We start from the raw sequence: 22,160 nt of genomic DNA, 5'->3' as shown, positions 1-22,160 counted from the left end.
CGACACCGCTTTCGAGCGGAGATCACACCCCAAACTAGATGTTAGGCCCGCGCGAAAAAAGTGAATGGCACATAGTGCGATCAATAAGCACCCGTGAAAAAGCCCCCTTTACGTCCCCCCACCTCCGGCTCAGGCGGGGTCGCGCTTGAGCGCTTCCCACCGCACTCCAGGACGCTCTGCGGCTTCACGGCATACCCCATCCCGGCCAACCCAGATGCCCGGACAAATCCATCAAACAAGATACATCACTCGAAGCCCGCCGCCTCCCCCCTTGCAATCCCCCAAATCTTGTCGGACCATCCCGGTTCATGTCCACGACCATCCTGCCGACCGATCAGCCGCCGCTTTTGCATCACGCCGTGGAGGAGGCCGTGCGTCTGCTACAGGCCGGAGACATTGTCGCCCTGCCCACGGAAACCGTGTACGGCCTCGCCGCCGATGCCCTCAACCCGGCCGCTGTCGCCAAGGTGTTTGAGGCCAAGGAACGCCCCACTTTTGATCCCCTCATCGTCCACCTGCCGGATCGCAAGATGCTGGAAACCGTGGCCGACATCCCCGAGGACATCCATAAAACCGTCATGCGCCTCATCGAGCGCTACTGGCCCGGCCCCCTCACCCTGCTGCTTCCAAAAAAAGCCTGTGTGCCGGACCTCGTCACCGCCGGCCTGCCCACCGTCGCCGTCCGCATTAGCAGTCATCCCATCTTCAAACGCGTTGCCACCGCGCTGAACAAACCCATCGCTGCCCCCAGTGCCAACCGCTTTGGAGCCATCAGCCCCACCTCCGCCAATGCCGTCTTGGCCGAGCTTGATGGCCGCATCCCCCTCATCCTGGATGGAGGCGCTTGCCTCCACGGCCTGGAGTCCACCATCATCAAAGTCAGCCCCGGCAGCCCCAAAAACATCATCACCATCGTCCGGCCAGGCCCCATCACCCCGGAGGAGCTCAAGCTCTACGGCCGCCTGGAAAGAATGACACGCTCGGTCGTGGACGGCGCCAGCGAGGCCCCCGGCCAATTAGCCTCTCATTACGCCCCTCGCACCCCTTTGCGCCTGCTCAGCAAACCCTCCGACTTCACCCCAGAGGAGGGCAAACGTTACGCCCTCATGAGCTATCGTGGCGAGGAAAAAGACGGCTACACCGACCTCACCGACTGGGAGCAGATCATGATCCTCAGCCCCGGCAACGGCAAGCTGCCCGAAGCCGCCGTGCGCTTCTTTTATGTCATGCGCGAGCTGGATAAACTCGGCGTGGATGAAATCATCGCCGAGCCGATGCTGGAGCACGGCATGGGCGTCGCCATGATGGACAAACTGCGGCGCGCCTCCGTGCGCCCTTATTGAAGCCTGCCGTCCCGCCTCATGCCCATCCTCGCCCTTGAGTCCTCCTGCGACGAAACCGCCGCAGCCATCTGCACTCCGGACGGCACCCTCCTGGCCTCGCGCATCTCCTCCCAGGCGGACATCCACAGGCTGTACGGCGGCGTGGTTCCTGAGGTCGCTTCGCGCAACCACATCCTGCACGTCCGCCCCTTGGTCGAAGAAGTCCTGGCAGAGGCCGGTCTGCGCCTGTCAGAAATAGCTGCCTTCGCCGCCACCAGCGGCCCCGGACTCGTTAGCTCATTACTCATCGGTACCAGCATGGCCAAGGCCCTGGCCGTGGCCGAAAATAAGCCTTTCCTCGCCGTCAACCACATGGAAGGCCATCTCCTTTCCCCCTTCATGGCGGGCAACGGCCCCGTGCGCCCCAGCATCGCCCTCATCGTTAGCGGTGGCCACACCATGCTCGTCCAGGTCCGTGCGGTGGGTGATTACATCTTGTTAGGCCGCACCCGCGATGATGCCGCTGGCGAGGCTTTTGACAAGGTAGCGAAAATGATCGGCCTGCCCTATCCCGGTGGGCCGGAGATCGATAAACAGGCCCGCCTGGGTGACCCGCACGCCTATACCTTCCCGCGCAGTTTCATGGACGGGCAAAGCCTTGAGTTTAGCTTCAGCGGCCTCAAGACCGCCGTGCTCTATGAGCTGCCCAAGCTGGATCTCGAAAACCCCGTCGTCCTTGCCAATGTCTGCGCCAGCGTGCAGGAGGCCATCACCGGAGTCCTGGTGGAAAAGCTCATCCTCGCCGCCCACCAGACAGGGGAAACCCTGCTCACCGTCAGTGGCGGCGTCAGTTGCAACCGAGGCCTGCGGGAAAAACTCACCACCCGCTGTGAAAAAGAAGGCCTCACCCTCCTGCTCGCCCGCCCCGACCTCTGCACCGACAACGCCGGCATGATCGCCTTCGCCGCTGCCCAACGCTTCCAGTTAGGCCACACCTCCCCCCTGGAAGCCGATGTGGACCCGAATCTGTCCCTGGTATAGACCCGGCTCATCGGCAGCTCTCTCCTAGAGTCTCACTTTTTCACCAGCACTTTCTCACGCGTCGTCACCTCAGAGAAGCGTCTCTCATACTCCTCGTGGTTCGTGCCCATGAGCCGGTCCCACCAGTTAAAATACAGCCCATAATTACCGCGCATCTTTTCATGATGCATGATGTGGTTTGTCGGCGTGTTGATGATGTAGCGCAGCGGAGACTGCATCAGCCACCTTGGATGAAATTCATACCCCATATGCCCGACGATGTTGAAGGAGATCTGCCACATCATGAACAGCCCAAAGGCTAGACCATGGATCGGCATGATCACCGTCAGGAGAGGAAAGATCAGCGCCTGCACCAGTGCTTCCAGCGGTGAAAAAGCATACGCCGCCCAGGGCGTTGGATTGTGAGACAGATGATGCACCCGGTGAAACCAGCGGAACAGCCGCCGGTGATGCATCAGCCGATGCGTCCAGTAAAACCAGGCATCGTGAATCACAATCGCACAGCCGATGCTAGCCCAAAACCACACCATCCCGTATTTGCCCACCTTTCCATACATCTGCGTCCAGCCCTGCCGATAAGCATAGAAAGTTGCCGCCCCCACCAGCCCGAAGATCAGCATGGACAGCGCCGAATATCCGATCTCCCGCCACACTTCCGAAGACTTCGGAAACTTGGCAACAATCTTCCGGTGAAACCACTGGCGCTTAAACAGCACGTATCCCAGCAGCCACGCGATACCCGCAAACAAAAGGTACCGCAGCCCCAGTGCCGCCGTGCCGCCTAACGTATAGTCCAGAAAATGGAAAGGCTGGCGGGCAAGCATCATAAAGAGAATAACGTAATCTTTAACAACATCTGGCAGAGCATTCGCGCACGGGACTTTCCATGCCCGCTCACTCCGATGCTACGGGTTTCAGATCAATCGTCCCCACCCCATCCTCTGCGCTTACACTTTCCAACCACTACGCGTTGGATGCGTTCTACACCGCGAATTTTGAATGACTAAATACCGCATGCCCCCGCTTCATCACTTTCCTGTCAAAGCCGCCTCCTAATGACCGCCAGCACCTGTGGCGAAATTCTGAAATTCGTCTTTAATGTAAGTTCCAGAACCGCTTTTTCGAAATCTAACAATCCTGCAATCGCGGCATCAGCCAGCACTGCAATCACCCCGGCAACAGGTAAACCCAACCGCGCAGCTACCTGTCGCCCCTTTCTTTCGTCCATTAGCAAGACATCCGCTCCTCTCGCGCGGGCTAGCCTGATAGCGGCGGCCTCCCCTGCATCCAAACGCGAGAGCTGAGGATGCTCCCAAGGTTCCGTACTGCTTATCTCCAACCATTCAGGCAAATCCGCAGCCCACACTTTGACTGCATCTGGTGCATGTGCATGCTGGCATTCCTCAATGACCTCAGGCGGACACAAAACACGTCCATAAAGCTGGGACAAAATTCCCACCTGCCCGATTACGATCAAGTAATGCAGCGGAGATGTATCACTGACAACGATCACGACGCACGCAACGAAATCAGGCGTTCCAGTTCACCCTCAACCTCCTCTGCTGCCGGATCTGGCCAGACATTGTGAGCAGACAAAAAAGCCTCAGTGTCCCATCGTGACTCATGCCCCAGCAGTTGGCGTATCTCCGCACTGGAAAGAGTTCCCGATCTGTAGGCCTGGATCGCAAAACCCTCGAGAACCACTCGCGGGACGTCTTTCCCTAACGATGCCGTAAGCACATCTGGAATATCCAAGGTCAGTGTCATACTTCGAGTTTAGGCTCAAACCCAATTTTCGCAAGATCGTCCCACAAGATATCTCCATTGCGCGTTGCTCATAACCAAGACCACCCACACAGAGCCGGAATGTCCTCCTTTCTTTGAGGCCCGAAGCCCCTCTCCCCCTACTTTTTCAATTTCCGCTTCGGTTTCTTTATTTATGAGGCAACGCGGGTTGCGTTCTACGCCGCGATTTCTGAGTGACAAAAAACCGCAGGCCCCCTTACACTTCATGCATGTGCTGCTTTTCCAAAGAAGTCAGAGAGGTCAAAAACACACGCATCTTCGGCCGTGTTGGGCCCCAGGGAAACCAAGTGCTCATCTACCAGATGGCCATCCACGCTGACCAGGAAGTCGCCATGGTCTTGCCCATTCCCGTAAAGTCCGGCCAGGGAGAAAATGCCGTCTCCTTCTTTGATCTCCAGGGTTATCCCTCCCTCTTTGAAGACCTCGACAAAGGCTTTCCCGCCATCACCTATGGCGCGGGTCCGTTTGGTAGCGCCCCCAGATCACTGCCAGGCACCCTTGCAGTCATCTCCGTCGGCGCATTCGTTGCCAGCTACGTGCCCAGCATCGCGGATTTCTCCCGCCTTGACGAACGCTTCCGCCTGCCAGCCGATGTCTGGCCCAGCCTGCCCGGTTATCACCACTTTGGTTTCGCCGTTTTTAAACTGAAACCTGGCCACTCGAAGATCCAGCCCATGGCGTTCTCTTTTCCCAGTGCACGGCCCAAGGACATCTTCTTTCCCACGCTGCACATCCACGACGGGAAAATTCACGAAAAAGAGCTTTTCGACCACACTCTCTACTGTCAGGCAAACGGGCAAGATCTCTCCCGCTGGGAGGAATCCCCCAGACAGGCCGTCAGCTTTGCCAAATGTGGTCTTACCCATGGCATGATCCAGCCAGCACAGCACGTTTACCGTCAAATCCTGACCGGCCGTCGGATCAATGCCGATATTGTCGTCAAACCCAGGGCATTATAACCCTACCGATACCTGTCTCCGGCTTTTTGACCTTGGCCTGAATATTATTAGATGGTATTATACATCCGCAGACAATCAGCGGGTTGTATCCAGGAAAAGATGAACCTTCCACACCAACGCGGCACCGGTCCCCAGCAGGCTCCCCCTTTTCCCCATCGCATCCCCCGATGGGGAATCCAGGGGGAACGATTCCCCATCCAAATTCGTTGGTTTTCAATGGCTTTGCCACCCAAATCCCCAAATGGGGAAAAAATCAAAACTCTCCCCACCGTCTTTTTTTCAGGTTTCCCTCATGAAGCCTTCGTCGCATCCAGAATTCTTCCGCGCCATCCCCTGACATCCCATTCAGAATGCCATTTCCCCATCGAATCCCCACCTCAATCCATTGATTGATAACAAGTTATGGACTTCTTTCCCCAAATGGGGAAAAATCCCACCATCCCCATCCCGCGCCTCTTGCTTACCAAAGTTGCCAAATTCTTCCGCTTTGCCGTCAAAATCTCGAGCAGGCTTTAAAGCCAGTTTATCTTCCTGGCATTCTCCTTGCTTGCCAATTCATTTTGAAGGTACAAACTACCCGCCCCTCCGACCAAGCGGCAGTCGTCTGGCGGAGGGGTTTTCTGCCCCATGAAATACCCATTCTACGACCAGGATATCCCCAACGAAGGCTCGCTCCACCTCATGGACATGGAACGCGATGCCTGCGGCGTCGGCTTTGTTGCGAACATCCATGGTAAACGTAGTCGTGACATTTTGGACATGGCCATTTGCGGCGTCTGCAGCGTGCAGCATCGCGGTGCTGTGGATGCTGACCGGGTCACTGGCGATGGCGCTGGCGTACTCACCCAGATCCCCTACGATGTCCTTCTTCCAGAGGTCGAAAAACTTGGCCATGCCCTGGACCATCCCATGGATCTCGCCGTGGGCGTCTTTTTCCTTCCCCATGATCCGGGTGAGCAACTGCGCATCCAGCTCCTGACTGAAGCCATCATCCGCAATCGCAAAATCCGCGTGCTCGGCTGGCGCGATGTGCCGGTGAACCCCAATGAGCTGGGTGAAAAAGCCCGCCGCACCATGCCACTCATCCAGCATCTCTTCCTGGAGCGCCCGGAGGAAATGGATGACAACACTTTTGAACGCCAGCTTTACCTGGTGCGCCGGGAGCTGACCATCAAGGCGAAGGAGCAGAAGATCACGAATTTCTACGTGGCCTCCCTCTCCCACCGCACCATCGTTTACAAAGCGCTGCTGCTGCCTTCCTCCCTGGAGAAGTTTTATACCGATCTCCAGAGCGACCATTACGATACCTCACTGGCCCTCTTCCATCAGCGTTTCTCCACCAACACCTTCCCGACCTGGGCGCTGAGCCATCCGTTTCGCACCCTCGCTCATAACGGTGAAATCAACACCGTGCGCGGCAACCGTAATTGGTTGAGCAGCCGCACGAGTGATTTCGAACACGAATTTTGGGCTCATGAAGAGCATCTGCTCAAAAAGCTGGTGGATGCTAACAGCTCAGACTCCGCTAGTCTGGACCAAGCCCTGGAACTCCTCGTTCTCAGTGGTCGCAGCCTCACTCACGCCATGGCCATGCTGGTCCCCAGCGCCTACGGCATCGACCCGACCACCTCCCCTGAACTCAAGGCCTTCTACGAATACCATGAGTGCTTTAGTGAGCCATGGGACGGCCCTGCGGCCCTGGTCTTTACCGACGGTCTCAGCGTCGCTGCCGGCCTGGACCGCAACGGTCTGCGCCCCAGCCGCTGGAAACTCACGGAAGATGGCATCTTTGCCCTCGGTTCCGAAGTCGGCATCATCCACATCGACGATGCCAAGGTCATCAAAAAAGGCCGTTTGGCCCCAGGCGAAATGCTGGAAGTGGACCTCCAGCGTGGCAAGCTGCGCTTCAATGACGAGATCAAGCAGGAGCTCGCCTCCCGTCAGCCTTATGGCGACTGGCTGAAGAACCGCACACACCTCACCGCCCAGTCCCCTGGCGCGCCCAAAGAGGAGCTGGACATCCTCGGCCTTTCCCAAAAGCAGGCCGCCTTTGGCTGGACGAAGGAAGAGCTAGATTTCTCCCTCATTCCTCTGCTTCAGAAAGGTGAGGAAAGCGTCTATTCGATGGGCGACGACGCCTCTCTTTCCATCCTCTCCACCCGCCCACGTCTGCTTTCGTCCTACTTCAAGCAGCTCTTCGCGCAGGTGACCAATCCGCCGATCGATCCTATCCGCGAGCGCGCTGTCATGAGCCTGGACGTCGTCCTCGGTCAGCAGCGGAACTTTTTGGATGAGACGCCTGAACACGCCAAGGTGGTGCATCTGAACTCTCCGTTTCTCTTTGAGAACGAGCTGGAGATGCTCAAAAAACTTCCTGACTTCCCCTGCCGCGTCCTGGACATCACATGGCCCGTCAAAGAAGGACCTGCCGGACTCAAGTCAGCCCTGGTCAATCTCTCCCATGAGGCCACCAAGGCAGTCTATGATGACATTCAGATCCTCATCTTGAGCGACCGCAATGTCAGCGAAGAGCGCGCCCCTATCCCTGCCCTGCTGGCTACCGGTGCTGTGCATCAGCACTTGAACCGCAAGCAGGTGCGTATGCGCCTCAGCATCGTGGTGGATACGGCTGAAGCCCGGGATACCCACCAGATGGCCACCCTGTTCGGCTTCGGTGCCTCCGCCGTCTGCCCATACCTCGCCTTCGAAACCATTCAGGAAGTGCTGGAAGCGGACAAAACCGCCCGCAAGCCCGCCCTGGAAGGCTACGACTATAACAAGGTCCTCACGAACTATCGCAAGGGTCTGGAAAAAGGCGTGCTCAAAATCATGAGCAAGATGGGCATCTCCGTGCTCAGCAGCTATACCGGGGCACAGATCTTCGAAGCCGTCGGCATCGGCAAGGAAGTCATGGACTACTGCTTCACCGGCACTCCGTCACAGATCGCTGGCATTGGCTATACTGAAATCGCTGAAGAAGCTCTGGCTCGCCATGCTCTCGGTTACGGTCAGCCTGTTCCCGATGATGGTACGGCGGCTGCCTCCAAGGTGGACCTCGGCGACCCAGGGTATTATCGCCCCCGTCAGAAGGGTGAGATGCACGCCGTCACCGGCCCGGTCATCAAAAACTTCCATACATTCGTCAAATCCGGCGCTCCTGAGGATTACCAGAAGTACGTCGCGACTCAGCTCGAAAACACCCCCGTGGCCCTCAAGGACCTCATGGAGTTTGTTCCTAGCAGCGATGGTCCGATCCCGATTGACGAAGTCGAGTCCATTGAGGACATCCGCGTCCGTTTCACCACGGCTGCCATGTCCCTCGGTGCCATCAGCCCGGAGGCTCACGAAGCCCTCGCCATCGCCATGAACCGCATCGGCGGCAAGTCCGACAGCGGTGAAGGCGGCGAAGATCCAAAACGCTTCAAGCCCTACGACAACGGCGATTGGGCCAACTCCAAGATCAAGCAAGTGGCCTCTGGCCGTTTCGGCGTCACTGCCGAATACCTGGCCAATGCCTGGGAACTGGAAATCAAAATGGCCCAGGGTGCCAAGCCTGGTGAAGGCGGACAGCTCCCCGCCATGAAGGTGAATCGCATGATCGCCCGGCTGCGCAATACCACGCCCGGCGTCATGCTCATCAGCCCACCGCCGCATCATGACATCTACTCCATCGAGGATCTGGCCCAGCTCATTCACGATTTGAAGGAAGCCAATCCCCGCGCTCGCGTTTGCGTGAAGCTCGTCGCCGAATCCGGCGTCGGCACCATCGCCGCCGGTGTGGCCAAGGCCAATGCCGATATCATCCTGGTCTCCGGCCATGATGGCGGCACCGGTGCCAGCCCGCTCAGCTCCATCAAGCACGCAGGTCTTCCATGGGAACTCGGCCTGGCTGAAACCCAGCAGGTCCTCATGCTCAACGGTCTCCGCGAGCGCGTCACCCTGCGCACCGACGGTGGTCTCCGTAATGGACGCGACATCGCCATCGCCGCCATGCTCGGCGCGGAAGAGTTCAACTTCGGCACCATCGCCCTCATCGCCCTCGGCTGTGTTTATGTGCGCCAGTGCCACCTGAACAACTGCCCGGTCGGCGTCGCCACCACGGATCCGAAGTTCCGCTCCAGGTTCAAAGGCAAGCCGGAGCATGTGGTGAACTTCTTCAACAGCGTCGCCCACGAAGTCCGTGAGATCATGGCCCAGCTTGGCGTCGCCAAGATGAACGACATGATTGGCCGCCCTGAGTTCCTGCGTCAGCGTCAGGTGCCGGGCCACAAAAAGGCCAATATGATCGACCTCAGCCGTGTCCTCAAAGACGTCGGCAAGGAGATCAAACAGGACGTGCCACGCACCTGCCAGATGAACCAGAATGACGGCCTGGACCAGCATCCGCTGGACGACCGCCTCATCCAGGACGCCCAGTTCGCCATCAGCGACAAGCGCAAGGTCAAGCCAGTCCGCTACAAGATCAAGAACACCTTCCGCAACATCGGCACCAAGCTCAGCGGCGAGATCGCCTTCCATCATGGCAACCACGGTCTGCCTGCGGGCAGTGTGGACGTCACATGCGAAGGCAGCGCCGGCCAGAGCTTCGGCACCTTCCTTTGCGGCGGCGTGAAGCTGACCCTCATCGGTGAAGCCAACGACTATGTAGGCAAGGGCCTCTGCGGCGGTGAAATCATCATCCGCCCAAGTCCGAAGCTTAACCCGGTATGCAATACCTGGGAGAACAGCATCATGGGCAATACCGTGATGTATGGTGCCACCAGCGGTCACCTCTTCGCCGCCGGTCGTGCTGGTGAACGCTTCTGCGTCCGCAACTCCGGTGCGACCGCTGTTGTCGAAGGCATCGGCGACCACGGTTGCGAATACATGACTGGCGGTGTCGTCACCGTCCTGGGCACCTTTGGTAAAAACTTCGGTGCCGGCATGAGCGGTGGCATCGCCTACCTCCTCGATGAAGCCGATACCTTTGGCCAGCTCCACAATCCAGAGATGATCAAGGGCGACAAAGTCACCGACCCCGAGGACATCAACCAGCTCCAGAAGCTGATCGCTGACCACTTGGAAAAGACCGAAAGCCTGCGCGCCAAAGACATCATGGATAACTGGGACGCCTACCTGCCTAAGTTCGTCAAGGTCGTCAGCAAAGCCGAGCCCGTCATGGTCCCGACGGAAGAAGACAACGCCACCATCGAGCCTGAGCCACCCCTGGTAAAAGCCGCCTAAAGCGCCCTTCGGATTAACCTATTCACCCGTCCTCTTGCCTTCGCAGGAGGACGGGTTTTTTGTTTTATTCGGATCAATGCGTCAGCGCATAGAAGACAATGTTGATGCCGAGCGGATACGCATACTTCTCGGAGAACTCCCGGAAGTACCACGGGTCGGTACCCTCTTCCTCCCAGCCATCCCCCAGGTCGGTGTTGTGGCAGATCATCATGACGATGCGCTTCTTGTCATCGAAGATAGCCCGGTAGTGCGGGGTCTCTGCATCGAACCTCTCTGCGGTGATCCCCTCTGACCTGCCTGCCATGGCATGGCCCACACTAGGGATCTGTGGCTTCACTTTCAAAGGGAAGACCATGTGAAAGATCTCATGCTCCAGGGGCAGTTCTTCAGGTTCACGGTCAGGGAAGATCTGTTTCAGGGCGATATAGAAGGTATCCCACTCCTCCTCTCCCCAGAAGTCATCCACCATGATGAACCCGCCGTTGAGCATGTAATCACGCATTACCTTTGCATCCACATCTGTTAGGCTGATGTGCCCCGGCTCGATCATGTAGATGAACGGGTAATGCCGCATCTGCTCGGCCTCGATATCCACGATCGCCCCTTTCGGACTCACCTGTAGAGAGGTGAGTTGCTGGAGGCGATAGCTGAAGTTCAGGTCCGCATCCGGATAATCCGTGGTCCATTTGCCGCCACCCCGCCTGCCCCAGCCATGGCTCTCTGAGTTATACCTCAGCCGGGCGAAGGTGAAGACGTCATTCGGCAGCTCTTTGCTGACTGGCCAGGTGGGGAAGTCCATGAACTGGCCTCCCCGGCCTGCTTCGCGCGGGTCTTCCGGCACGGAGCCATCCTTGATTCCAAAGTTGGTCGGCGAGACGTCTTCGTCCGCCAGGCTATACCCAAGGATACCAAGAACGAAAAGGGCAGGCAGGAGTTTCATGGCTTGAGGGTCTCACGACGAATCCGGTATACCCAGATAGAACAGCAAAGATACGCCCAATCTTCACGTCTTTCTGCGCATACTCCCCCCTTTGTGGGAGGGCTTGAGAATACCGGGATTTCGTATACCTTGCATGGACCCGCTTCTCTCATGTCAGACGTCACCAGCCCCCCTTCCCATCTGCTGCTCTTTGATGGCGTCTGCAATCTATGCGACAGCTCCGTCCAGTTTGTTCTGAAACACGACCGCAAGGGAATCATCCATTTTGCCTCCATCCAGTCTGAAGTTGGCAGCAGACTCTATCGCCAGCATGGCCTAGACCCAGAGCACCCACACAGCATGCTTTTCATCAGTCCCAAGGGGGTATTCAAGGAAAGTGATGCGGCCCTGGAGATCGCCGGCCACCTCGGTGGCTTGTGGTCGCTGCTGAAGATCTTTAAATTCATCCCACGGGCATTGAGGGACCAAGCTTATCTCTTTGTCGCCAGCAACCGCTACCGGTGGTTTGGTCAAAAGGATGCCTGCGCTCTACCCCGCCCAGAATGGAGACACCGCTTTTTGAGTTGAGGTATAAAAATACTAGCAGCCAACTTCGCGATGTGTTTCGAATTTAATTGCTCCCTATCCCATGACTAAAACCGTTCTCGCTTTTTCGATGGGGGATGTCCGTCTGGGATTGGATGCGAGTGCAGTGGTGGAAGTGATCCCCACGGTCAAACTGGTGACTCCACCGGAAATGCCTCCCTTATTGCGCGGGTTCATCGCCATCAATGGTGGCATGATCCCCGTGATCCATCTGGAAAAATTGCTGAATGGCGCAGGCACTGTGACTGCAGAAATGAAACTCAGTGACCGGCTGGTAATCGCCAAGCTGGGAGGAGTGGAGGTAAGTTGGGTGGCCAGTGCGGCCATGGAGCCAATATCTTACCGGACACGCGATACGGTGCCGCTGCCAGAGGACCATGTGCTGAACAACTGCGCTGAGCGTGTACTGCCGCTAACGCCGCCGTTGATCCTGCTGGAACCCGACCGAATTTTGCTCATGGGAGAGACTCTCCGCCTCGAACAACTGCGACAGCGGGCAGAGGATCGGGAACGGTTGCTGATGGTTGAAACTTCCGATGAGACGCTGTGACCACCCTTTCCGAAATGCCTCATGCACTGCTGGTGGATGCCTCCTTCCATCCACTCAAGGACTGGATCATCCAGCGGACAGGGCTGTCCTATTATAAAGACAAGAATGAGGACCTGATCCTGGCCCTGGAGCGTGTATTCGCCCAGGGAGGTTCAATGCCGCCTGCAACCGTACTGCTTCAACGGCTGCGTAGCGATCAAAGCGTTCTGGATGCGCTGGTGGAACAACTGACGATTGGAGAGACTTTTTTCTTCCGTCACCTGGAGATGTTTCATGCCATGCGGGATGTCGTATTCCCAGATCTGCTACGGCGAAAGGCGCATACACGCAGCCTGCGTATCTGGTGTGCCGGATGCTCCATCGGGGCAGAGCCGTATTCCATCGCCATCCTGCTGAGGGATTTCCTGGGCAGTGCGTATGAGGATTGGTCCGTCCATATCCTGGGCACCGATATCAACCGCAAATTCCTACGCATGGCGGAGGCTGGCAGCTATGAACCCTGGAGTCTGCGCGGCGTACCTCCCGGTATCCTGCATCAAAACTTCATCAAAGAAGAGAAACGGTGGAGACTCAAAGAAACCTGCCGCAAGGCGGTGCGGTTTCAGAGTCACAATCTGGCGTTACAGCCGTTTCCAGACGTGACTCTAGACCTAGCTGGTTATGACCTGATCGTCTGCCGGAATGTGATGATCTATTTTGACCAGCCCTTTATCCAGCGGCTGTCCCACCAGTTTTATGAGACGCTGAATCCAGGAGGATGGTTGGCGGTGGGGCATGCAGAGCCGCATACTGAAACCTTCCGTAAATTCAGGACGGTGAATACCCCTGGGGCGGTTCTATACCAGCGCGGCCTACAAGGAGAATCGGTGGACGCCATCAAGACACCTTATACCCCACCGGTGATGCCTTATGTGCCGCCACTGCGGCAGACTGGGATGGAAGCACCACCACCGCCGGTGATGCCCATGCCGGAGCTATTCCCGATCCCCAAGCCGACGACAAGCGCAGCTGCCAATGACAGCCCTTTGGCAACGCCGGGGCTGGAGACTGAGGATGAAAAGCTATGCGAAATCACACGTTATGCTGACGCTGGAGATTTGAAGCAGGCGCTCCAGGCGTGTGATTCTGTGATCCTGCATTCACCCCTCAGTGCGGGAGCTTATTATTATCACGGCATGATTCTATACCAGTTTGGGGAATGGCAGGCCGCAGAGAGATCGCTGCATCGCTGCCTGTATCTCTCCCGCCATCTGGTATTGGCGCATTATTACATGGGGCTGGTGCAGGAGAGGCTGGGGCATTCTCCAAAACGACATTTCGGCAATGCTTTAAAGCTGCTGGCAGATCGACCGGATGACTCCCCAGTGCCGCTGGGGCAGGGCTTGACCGTGCGTGAATTCCGCTCTCTGCTCATGATGCCCGGCCTTTCGGCCGAAGCGCCCTCTTATCAATCATGAGTGAAACCCGCAACATAGACTGGCAGACTGCGCAGCAGCAACTGCTGGAGAGCAGCCTCCGGGTGGAAAGGGCATTCACGCAGCCGTCAGAGCAGGTGGAGGAGATCTTGATCAAACGGGCAGAAATACTGGCCCAAAGAAACCGCACCCAGCAAACAGCGGTTTCACATCGCCCCATTCTTCTGCTCCAGATCGGGCCGCATACCGCAGGCATTGAGGTGCGCTGGCTGAAGGGGGTGATCCGGATGAATCAGGAGGCCGCACCGGTACCTGATGCGCATGAACTGCTCCTGGGCATCATCAATGTGCAGGCTGAACTGGTAAACCTGATCAATCCCTGGCCCCTCCTCCATGAAACTCCCCAGGAGGAAACTGCCTGCTCCCACGCGGTGCTGATAAGGCATGGACAGCTCAAAGTGGCTGTCGCCTGCAATGGGATCATAGGACTCACCGATCTGCCTGAAAATGCCTGGCAGGATGAGCGTCTGTTCCTTCATGCCCCGAACCAGCCTCCGGGAGTGCTGCTGGACATCCATTCTCTGCTTTCCGTTTGGGAGAAAGATCCAGGCAGGCCCTTTTAATAAAGATAACACTTTTGCAATACTTTGACTGAAATGAACAAGACATCACCTTCCTCCTGGAGCGACTTTAGCGTGGGCTCCAAACTGACTCTCATCCCGATATTTTTCCTGTTCATCCTGGGGGTGGTTCTTTATTCGGCGGTCACGACTTCCAAAGAACAGCAGGGGAACATTGAAATCGTGGAAAAGGTGGGGCGTCAGCGCATGCTGCAACAGCGCCACTTCGCCACAGCACTCCTGGTGATTCAAAAGAAAAGCACCCTGGAAAATCTGCAGTACATCCGCAAAGCCTGGCTGGATGGTCAAAAGGCACTGACATATGGCGGTCCGATCCTTGTGCGGATGAACCGCCCCGAAACCTTCGAAATAAAGCCTGCACCTTCAGCTTATCTGAGGGAGCTTTTGCAGAACCAAACTCAGCTCATCAACCAGTCCATCCAAGAGATCGACAAACTGCTGGCCACCAGCATCGACGCCCCCGAGTATGCAGAGTTGCTGTCGAGCCTTCTGCGCTATGAAGAGCAAATCCAGGACCTGGGGATGGAAATCGCCAGGGGCTTTACCCAGCATATGGAAGGTGAGGTGGATGAACTGGTTAAGACGCAGATTGCAGTCGCCGTTGGAGCCGGATTGCTGAGCTTTTTGTTTAGCTGGTCCATCGCCCGGAGCATCACCACACCTCTCCAACGAGTGGTCTTTTCCGCAGACAGCATTGCCACGGGAAATCTCCGCATCGAGAAGATGGCCGTGGGAAGACGAGACGAGATCGGCAAACTGGGCAGCGCGTTTAACAACATGTTGGACAATTTGAGAGAGCTAAGCAGTCAGATTTTGAAGGTGACGGGAAACATCAATTCCGCTGCCGCAGAAATCCTGGCTTCCACCCAGCAGCAGGCTTCCAGCACCAAAGAGCAGGCGGCGACTGTGCAGGAAATTTCGGCCACCATGCAGGAGATCAGCCAGTCCGGAAATGAAATCACGGAGAAGGCCAAGCAAGTAGCAGCCTCAGCCGAGGCGACCTCCGCCGCCGGAGAATCCGGTCTCAATGCGGTGAAGACGACGAGCCGGTTAATGGAATCTGTCCGCCAGCAGGTGGAGGATGTGGCGGTGAAGATTGTGGCGCTGAGCGAACGCACGCAGGCTATTGGCGAGATCGTGAGCACGGTGAATGAAATCGCCGAGCAGTCCAATCTGCTGGCCCTGAATGCGAGTATCGAAGCGGCTTCCGCCGGAGAGCAAGGCAGCCGATTCGCCGTGGTGGCAGGAGAGATGCGCAACCTAGCACAGCGTGCCAAAGAAAGCACCGTACAGGTGGGGACTATCCTGGGTGAGATTCAGCGTGGGATCAATGGCACCGTGATGATGACCGAAGAGGCGGTGAAGAGGTCCGACTCCGGCAAACAACAAGCAGAGATCACTGAGCAGACCATCCACCAAATGACACGCACAACGGTGGAGAGTGTGCATGCTTTCCAGCAGATCATTGGCTCCACCAGCCAGCAGCAGATCGGCTTTGACCAAGTAACCCAGGGCATGCGGGACATCCGCCAGGCAACAGAACAAACTGCGGTCGGCACGTCCCAGCTTGAGCAGGCGCTGTCGAATCTGAACGAACTGAGCCTGGAACTGCGCACAGCCGTGAGCCGCTACCAGATATAATTTAGGCTTACCGCGCCTGTCATCCAGCCCTCGTCCACCGACTCTTGCCCCTAACCAATAATCATGTCAGACTCTGATCTCCATCAGCGAGTGCTGGCCGCGTTTCAGACGGAATTCAAAGAGCAGATGCAGGCCATCCGGGCGATGCTGGCTGCCTGGCCATACTACTCCGGCATGCTGCTGGACGAGGCCTTTCGGATGGCCCACAGCATGAAGGGCAGCGCCCGTGTTTGTGATCTCAATGAGGTCGAAGACATTGCGCACCAGCTGGAGCATACGCTTTCCCAACTGACCAAGGGGGAGATCTCCGCTACGCCTGAGGTCAAGGAGAGGATCAGTTCCCATGCGGATGCGGCAGAGGATGCGATGGCCCTGGCCATGGAGAGGGAGCTGGCCACCTATAGTGTTGAGACCGAAGCAAGCCCCGCCCCCATGGGCGGGCATGACACGCTGCGCATCGAATCGGTGCTGCTGGAAGCTTTGCTTTTATCCACAGGCCAGCTTCTCACCGAAGCGGCACGGCAGGAGTCCCTGGAGCGGGAGATGAGCCTGCTCGCTCGCGAACTGGAGCAGTTGCGCAGCCTGAGCCATCAGGACCGGCTTGACGAAGGCGACCTGCGTTTTCAGGTGAGGGAGGCCGGGAAGCATTTGCAGCAGATCCGCACGCGCCAGCAGCAGGGCAGCCGCAGCCTCCGCGTGCTCAGCAGCCGGGTGCAAGAGAATGTGGGGCATATCTGCATGGTGCCCATCAGCAGCATGTGTGAGGGTTTTCCAAAAATGATGCGGGACCTGTCAGGTGAAACTGGCAAGCCCGCACGGTTTACCATGACCGGGACGGAAAACCGTGCGGACAGGGCGGTGCTCCAGGCACTGAAGGACCCGGTGATGCATGCGCTGAGGAATGCCATCTCTCACGGCATCGAAGGCCCAGCCCGGCGACGGGCTGCTGGCAAGCCTGAGGCTGGTGATGTGCGCATGCACATGGACATCGACGGGCACTTTCTACGCCTAACCATCAGTGATGATGGAGGCGGGGTGGATGTGGAGCAGGTGAAGCAAAAAGCGATCCGCGCTGGACTTCTAACAGTGACTGAAGCGGAGCAGCAAACAGCGGAAGCGATCACTGACCTGATCTTTCACGCCGGACTTTCAACCGCAGCGGAACTGACCACCGTATCCGGAAGGGGCGTGGGGTTGTCCGTCGTCAGGGAAAGAGTGAGCCAATTTCAGGGCCAGGTAAAGATGACTTCCCGGCACGGACTGGGCAGCAGCCTGGAGATCCGAGTGCCGGTGAGCATTTCTGCACGTCGGCTGCTATTGCTGCGTGCAGCGGGACGTCTTTTTGCCCTGCCGTTGAATTCGATCAAATATCTGCGCCGGGTAGATGATCTGCATGTGGCAGACGGCCGTAGCATGGTCTTCATCGACGGTGGAGCGGTCCAGGTCATCACCGCTGCGGAGGCAGCGGGGACGCAGCCACTCATCACCCGGGATGAGGACGGCAAGGTGCAAGTCGCAGTGCTCCAGGGAGAAAAGCCCCTGGCGCTGCATGTGGAGGCGGTGATCGGCGAATTTCATGCACTGATCCGTCCCCTGCCCTATCCGGCATCGCGTTCACCGCATTTCTCCGGTGCGATCGTGACCGAGGAAGGCCAAGTAGTGCTGGTGCTCAATACCCTGACCCTGGCTGACCGCAGCCGGGCTACACCCGTGCCGGAAAATCGTCAGAAGGCTGTGGAAAAACCGCGACAGGCAACGGTGCTGGTGGTGGACGATTCCTTCACCGCCAGGACACTGCAAAAGAGCATCCTGGAAACAGCGGGATATCATGTGCGCATCGCCGAAGATGGCAGGGCGGCACTGAAGATCCTGCATGCTGAAACGGTAGCCCTGGTGGTGAGTGACATCCAAATGCCTCACCTGGATGGATTCGGCCTTTTGTCCACGATGAAGAGCCAGCCTGCACTGGCAGATATACCGCTGATATTGGTCACCTCCCTCAGCAGCCAGGAGGACCAGGAACGCGGGCTTGCCCTCGGGGCGGATGCCTACATTGTGAAGGAACGCTTCGACCACCAGGAACTGTTGAGCGTTGTACGGCAATTGGTATAGATACAGACATCCAACCTGAACCCCAATTACGATTCACGATGAAGGCAAAAAGTCAGGCGGTTGTGTTACCTCTTGGGCGAGGGGTCCTTTGATTGATAAAAGCCGCATGAAAAAAGTTTCAGTCATGATTGTGGAGGACTCCCAGGTAGTGAGCGAGTTCCTGCATCACATCATCAACCGTGATCCACGGTTGCAGGTCATTGCAAGTGTCCGAAGCGGTGAAGAGGCGCTGAAAACCCTGGCCAATACCCGGCCGGACATCATCTCCCTGGACATCCGGCTGCCAGGAATGAACGGACTGGAAGTGACACAACGCATCATGAACGAATTCCCCACCCCCATCGTGGTGGTGTCGTCTGATGTTGAGGATGATGAATTAAAGATCTCGATGAATGCCCTCCGGGCAGGTGCACTTTCTGTGGTGCAAAAGCCGGTGGGTCTGCGCCACGCAGATTATGAAAGGCTGTCTTCGGAACTGTGTACGAAGCTGGCGATCATGAGCGAGGTGAGGGTGATCCGGCAGCGTTACCGGACGTATATCCCGAAGCCCGAAGTCGTGCCTGCCCGGCAGCGGTCCACGCTGCCAGCAGAGAAATGTCCGTGCCCGCGGGTATTGGGCATGGTGGCGTCCACAGGCGGACCCAATGCCATCGTACAAGTGCTCAATTCACTGCCTGCGGATTTCCCCGCACCCATCCTTTTAGTCCAGCATATCACACCCGGATTTGTGCGTGGGTTTGTGACCTGGCTCGGCGGTGTGGTGCCAGGCCTCAAAGTGGTGGAGGCGCAGCACTGTATGCCTTTGCAGGCAGGGACCGTCTATGTGGCACCGGCGGATGTGCACATGGCCTATGCGGAACCTTTCCAAATCCAATTGCTCAACACGCCTCCGGTGAATACCCAGAAGCCATCAGGAACGGTGCTGTTAAAGTCGCTGACTCCTCTCGGCACAGGGGCTGCGGCGGTCTTGCTCACGGGTATGGGAGAGGACGGAGCCCTGGGGATGCGTGACATGCACCAAGCGGGGGCATATACCATCGCCCAAGATGAAGCGACTTCCGTCGTCTATGGAATGCCGGCGGCGGCGGTGAAACTGGGGGCGGCAACAGCCACCCTACCCCTGGAAGAAATCGGCGCACGCCTGGCCCTGCTCTTTAACCCACCCTCAGCGAGCTCATGAATGAACGGAGCTATCATGTCATGCTGGTGGAGGATTCCACTACCCAAGCCATCAGCCTAACCGCGCTGTTGGAGCAAGAGGGCTGGAGGGTCACCTGGGTTTCGAGCGCAGAGAAGGCTTTCTCCACACTCCGGGAAACCCTGCCGGACCTGATCCTGCTGGACTACCATCTGCCTGGCATCCGTGGGGATGAGGTCTGCCGCCGCATCCGCATGAATGTGGATACCCGCAGCCTGCCGATCGTGATGCTGACCTCCCAAGAAGGGCAGCAGGTGCAGGGGCTGGACAGCGGCGCGGATGACTTCGTGGCCAAATCTACGAATCCAGAGGTGCTGCTGCTGAGACTGCGGACGCTGCTGCAAAAATCCGGCCTGAATGAACGCATCATTCATGGCTCTGAGGATTCCTCATTTCAAGACGTCCACCTACTGGCCATTGATGACAGCGCGATCTTTTTGGACCGCCTGAAACATGAACTCTCCAAGGAAGGCTACAAACTGGAGACCTGCACCGATGGAGAAGAAGGCATCAAGCGACTGGGGGAAAGAAAATTTGACGGTGTGATCATCGACCTGGTGATGCCTAGGATGGACGGGTTTGAGGTGTGCAAACACGTGAACGCTTTGCGTAAAAGCCTGCATCTGCCGTTGATCACCATTTTGTTAACCGGGGCAGATTCCACAGATAATTTATCCAGAGCGCTGGAGGCGGGGGCGGATGATTTTGTGGGCAAATCGAATGACTATTCCATCCTGAAAGGGCGTATCCGCGCGCTGCTCAGGCGGAAGTTTTTCGCTGAGGAGAACAACCGAATTTTACAAGAATTCCGCCAGAAGGAGCTGGAGGCGCTGAGGGAACGGGCGGCGAAAGAAGCAGCTGAGGCGCGGGCTGAGCTGGTGGAGGAACTGAAGCGATCCCAAGAAGAGCTGAAACGGGCAAGCGCGGCCAAGGACCAGTTCATGGCGATGCTAAGCCATGAGCTGCGCACTCCGCTGACACCGGTGATGGCTGTGGTGGAGGAACGCAGCCAGGATGCCTCCCTGCCTGAGGATGTGCGACGGGATTTTCAAATGATCCGCCGCAATGTGCAGCTGGAGGCGCACCTGATCAATGACCTGCTGGACCTGACACGCATCACGCAGGACAAGATGGAGTTCAGCTTCCAGCCGGTGGATATGGCCCGCATCATCCGGGAAGTGGTGGAGATGTGCAAGACCGGGGACCGAGAGCAGCCTACCATCCATATTCACACGGAGATCCAGGATGCCTGCCTGATGGGAGACTCAGTCCGGTTGACACAAGTTGTCTGGAATCTGCTGCAAAACGCCATCAAGTTTACTCCAAATCACGGCAGCATTGAAGTAAGCCTCAAGAGTGAATCGCGCACGGGCCAACCTTTCATGGTGCTGGAAGTCACCGACAGCGGTGCAGGCATCGAGCCGGAAATGCTGGAACGAATTTTTGAAGCGTTTCAGCAGGAAAGACGGCAGCCTAACCGACAGCATGGTGGCCTGGGCCTGGGGCTGGCGATTAGCAAAGCCATCGTAGAACGACATCACGGGCGGCTCAGTGCCACCAGTGCAGGAGCCAACCAGGGCTCCACCTTCCGGCTGGCGCTGCCGATGCAACTGGAGCTTATCCCCAAGATCAAGCCCGTGGATGCTGCGGACGGTCAATCTGACGATGTCAGCGGAGCAACAGAAAGCCATAAGCCGACGCGGGCACAATGGCGCATCCTGCTGGTGGAAGATCATGAAGATACCCGCGACTCCCTGGCGAGGCTGCTGCGCCGCAGGGGACATGAGGTGCATGTGGCGACGAGTGTGGCGGAGGCGGCTGCTCAAGCGGCAGAGGTGACCGGGCTGCAGATCCTCATCAGTGATGTGGGACTGCCTGACGGTGACGGGATGGATGTCCTGCGTGAGGTGATGAAGATCCAGAAGGTGCACGCCATCGCCCTGAGCGGATTTGGCATGAAAGAGGATGTGCAAAGATCCCTGGATAGTGGCTACCTACATCACCTCACTAAGCCTGTGCAGTTTACGCAGTTGGAAGCTGCACTAGCACATTAGTGAAGTGAATCCCGCAGCGAGCGCTTACGCCAAAATCAGTCTGGAGGGTTGATCTGGCCGTCTTCGATTTCTCCGCGCCAACCTTGAGCAGGGGTAGTACGTTTTTCGATGGTATCCTTGAAGCGCCGGAGGTCGCCCTGAATGCGTAGAGAGACGAGGCCGAGGGCATCACCCACTTTTTCAAGGGCACCCTCCGTTTCGTAATTGAGGATGAGGGTGACCAAAGTGCGATCTGGGGCGAGGGATTCAAAGAGGACCTGGCCATTGTTTACGGCCCCACTGGTGCTGTGCCAGGCGATGCGGCTGTCTGGAATCTGCTCGACGATATCAGCCTCCCAGATTTTGGTGATGCCGGCGATTTCGACATGCCACTGGAGGCGCTTATCCGTGACCTGACGGACGGATTTCACACCTTCCATGAACAGGGGAAAGCTTTCAAACTGGGTCCATTGGTTGTAAACGGAGCGGATGGGCTGCTCGACTTCAATTGATTTTTCGATGGTTTCCATGATGTAAAAAGTTGAGGATTAAAGGATTAAATCAAATTCGTGACCCACGAAGGAAGTGGTTGTATGTGCTAGGCTGAGCATTTTGGAATGCTCATCTAAGGACAATTAACGTCCGTAACGTGACAGGCATGGTCCCTGGGACGGGACCATGCCGTGGGTTTGCG

17 protein-coding genes are annotated in these 22,160 nt (G+C 57.3%); 12 read left to right on the top strand and 5 right to left on the bottom strand.

The window, feature by feature from the left end:
- Positions 1-308: 308 nt before the first annotated feature.
- Positions 309-1,343, top strand: coding sequence for an L-threonylcarbamoyladenylate synthase (locus tag EI77_RS12100; protein ID WP_243838820.1), 1,035 nt, complete (start codon positions 309-311; stop codon positions 1,341-1,343).
- 18 nt (positions 1,344-1,361) lie between these two features.
- On the top strand, positions 1,362-2,363 hold the full coding sequence (gene tsaD, locus EI77_RS12095) for a tRNA (adenosine(37)-N6)-threonylcarbamoyltransferase complex transferase subunit TsaD (protein ID WP_133795514.1): 1,002 nt from the start codon (positions 1,362-1,364) through the stop codon (positions 2,361-2,363).
- Positions 2,364-2,395: 32 nt separating this feature from the next.
- Here tsaD and EI77_RS12090 read toward each other — a convergent pair whose 3' ends face one another.
- From EI77_RS12090 to EI77_RS12080, 3 genes are all read right to left on the bottom strand, one after another.
- On the bottom strand, positions 2,396-3,190 hold the full coding sequence (locus tag EI77_RS12090; protein WP_243838818.1) for a sterol desaturase family protein: 795 nt from the start codon (positions 3,188-3,190) through the stop codon (positions 2,396-2,398).
- Between the two features lie 212 nt (positions 3,191-3,402).
- Complete coding sequence (locus EI77_RS12085; protein WP_133795513.1) at positions 3,403-3,876, bottom strand: PIN domain-containing protein; 474 nt, start codon at positions 3,874-3,876, stop codon at positions 3,403-3,405.
- Positions 3,873-4,130: a UPF0175 family protein gene (locus tag EI77_RS12080; protein ID WP_133795512.1), complete on the bottom strand. Its 258-nt coding sequence runs from the start codon at positions 4,128-4,130 to the stop codon at positions 3,873-3,875. The genes EI77_RS12085 and EI77_RS12080 overlap by 4 nt, the downstream gene beginning before the upstream one ends.
- A 248-nt stretch (positions 4,131-4,378) precedes the next feature.
- Between EI77_RS12080 and EI77_RS12075 the strand changes: the two genes are divergently transcribed.
- Both EI77_RS12075 and gltB read left to right on the top strand, forming a co-directional pair.
- Positions 4,379-5,128 carry a hypothetical protein gene (locus tag EI77_RS12075; protein WP_133795511.1) on the top strand — a complete coding sequence of 250 codons (750 nt, stop codon included), beginning with the start codon at positions 4,379-4,381 and terminating at the stop codon, positions 5,126-5,128.
- Between the two features lie 627 nt (positions 5,129-5,755).
- Positions 5,756-10,351, top strand: a complete 4,596-nt coding sequence (gene gltB, locus EI77_RS12070; protein WP_133795510.1) for a glutamate synthase large subunit — start codon at positions 5,756-5,758, stop codon at positions 10,349-10,351.
- Positions 10,352-10,424: 73 nt separating this feature from the next.
- Here gltB and EI77_RS12065 read toward each other — a convergent pair whose 3' ends face one another.
- Positions 10,425-11,291, bottom strand: a complete 867-nt coding sequence (locus EI77_RS12065) for a DUF4159 domain-containing protein (protein ID WP_133795509.1) — start codon at positions 11,289-11,291, stop codon at positions 10,425-10,427.
- Positions 11,292-11,441: 150 nt separating this feature from the next.
- Here EI77_RS12065 and EI77_RS12060 point away from each other — a divergent pair, with 150 nt between their 5' ends.
- From EI77_RS12060 to EI77_RS12025, 8 genes are all read left to right on the top strand, one after another.
- Positions 11,442-11,858 carry a thiol-disulfide oxidoreductase DCC family protein gene (locus tag EI77_RS12060; protein ID WP_133795508.1) on the top strand — a complete coding sequence of 139 codons (417 nt, stop codon included), beginning with the start codon at positions 11,442-11,444 and terminating at the stop codon, positions 11,856-11,858.
- A gap of 61 nt (positions 11,859-11,919) precedes the next feature.
- Positions 11,920-12,426: a chemotaxis protein CheW gene (locus EI77_RS12055; RefSeq protein ID WP_133795507.1), complete on the top strand. Its 507-nt coding sequence runs from the start codon at positions 11,920-11,922 to the stop codon at positions 12,424-12,426.
- Positions 12,423-13,883, top strand: a complete 1,461-nt coding sequence (locus tag EI77_RS12050; RefSeq protein WP_133795506.1) for a CheR family methyltransferase — start codon at positions 12,423-12,425, stop codon at positions 13,881-13,883. The genes EI77_RS12055 and EI77_RS12050 overlap by 4 nt, the downstream gene beginning before the upstream one ends.
- The gene (locus EI77_RS12045; RefSeq protein WP_133795505.1) at positions 13,880-14,464 is read left to right on the top strand and encodes a chemotaxis protein CheW; all 585 of its coding nucleotides are present in this window, start codon (positions 13,880-13,882) and stop codon (positions 14,462-14,464) included. Before EI77_RS12050 ends, EI77_RS12045 begins: the two co-directional genes overlap by 4 nt.
- Before the next feature lie 33 nt (positions 14,465-14,497).
- A complete protein-coding gene (locus tag EI77_RS12040) occupies positions 14,498-16,123 on the top strand; it encodes a methyl-accepting chemotaxis protein (protein WP_133795504.1) in 1,626 nt (541 codons plus the stop codon).
- 63 nt (positions 16,124-16,186) lie between these two features.
- On the top strand, positions 16,187-18,235 hold the full coding sequence (locus EI77_RS12035; protein WP_133795503.1) for a hybrid sensor histidine kinase/response regulator: 2,049 nt from the start codon (positions 16,187-16,189) through the stop codon (positions 18,233-18,235).
- A gap of 106 nt (positions 18,236-18,341) precedes the next feature.
- A complete protein-coding gene (gene cheB, locus EI77_RS12030; protein WP_243838814.1) occupies positions 18,342-19,415 on the top strand; it encodes a chemotaxis-specific protein-glutamate methyltransferase CheB in 1,074 nt (357 codons plus the stop codon).
- Complete coding sequence (locus EI77_RS12025) at positions 19,412-21,487, top strand: response regulator (RefSeq protein WP_133795502.1); 2,076 nt, start codon at positions 19,412-19,414, stop codon at positions 21,485-21,487. The genes cheB and EI77_RS12025 overlap by 4 nt, the downstream gene beginning before the upstream one ends.
- 35 nt (positions 21,488-21,522) lie before the next feature.
- On the opposite strand, the gene EI77_RS12020 is transcribed toward EI77_RS12025, so the two are convergent.
- The gene (locus EI77_RS12020) at positions 21,523-21,996 is read right to left on the bottom strand and encodes an SRPBCC family protein (protein ID WP_133795501.1); all 474 of its coding nucleotides are present in this window, start codon (positions 21,994-21,996) and stop codon (positions 21,523-21,525) included.
- Positions 21,997-22,160 lie beyond the last annotated feature (164 nt).

This window comes from Prosthecobacter fusiformis (assembly GCF_004364345.1).
GTDB lineage: Bacteria > Verrucomicrobiota > Verrucomicrobiia > Verrucomicrobiales > Verrucomicrobiaceae > Prosthecobacter > Prosthecobacter fusiformis.
The sequence above is the reverse complement of the archived record's forward strand: the minus strand, read 5'-3'. Positions and strand labels throughout refer to the sequence as shown.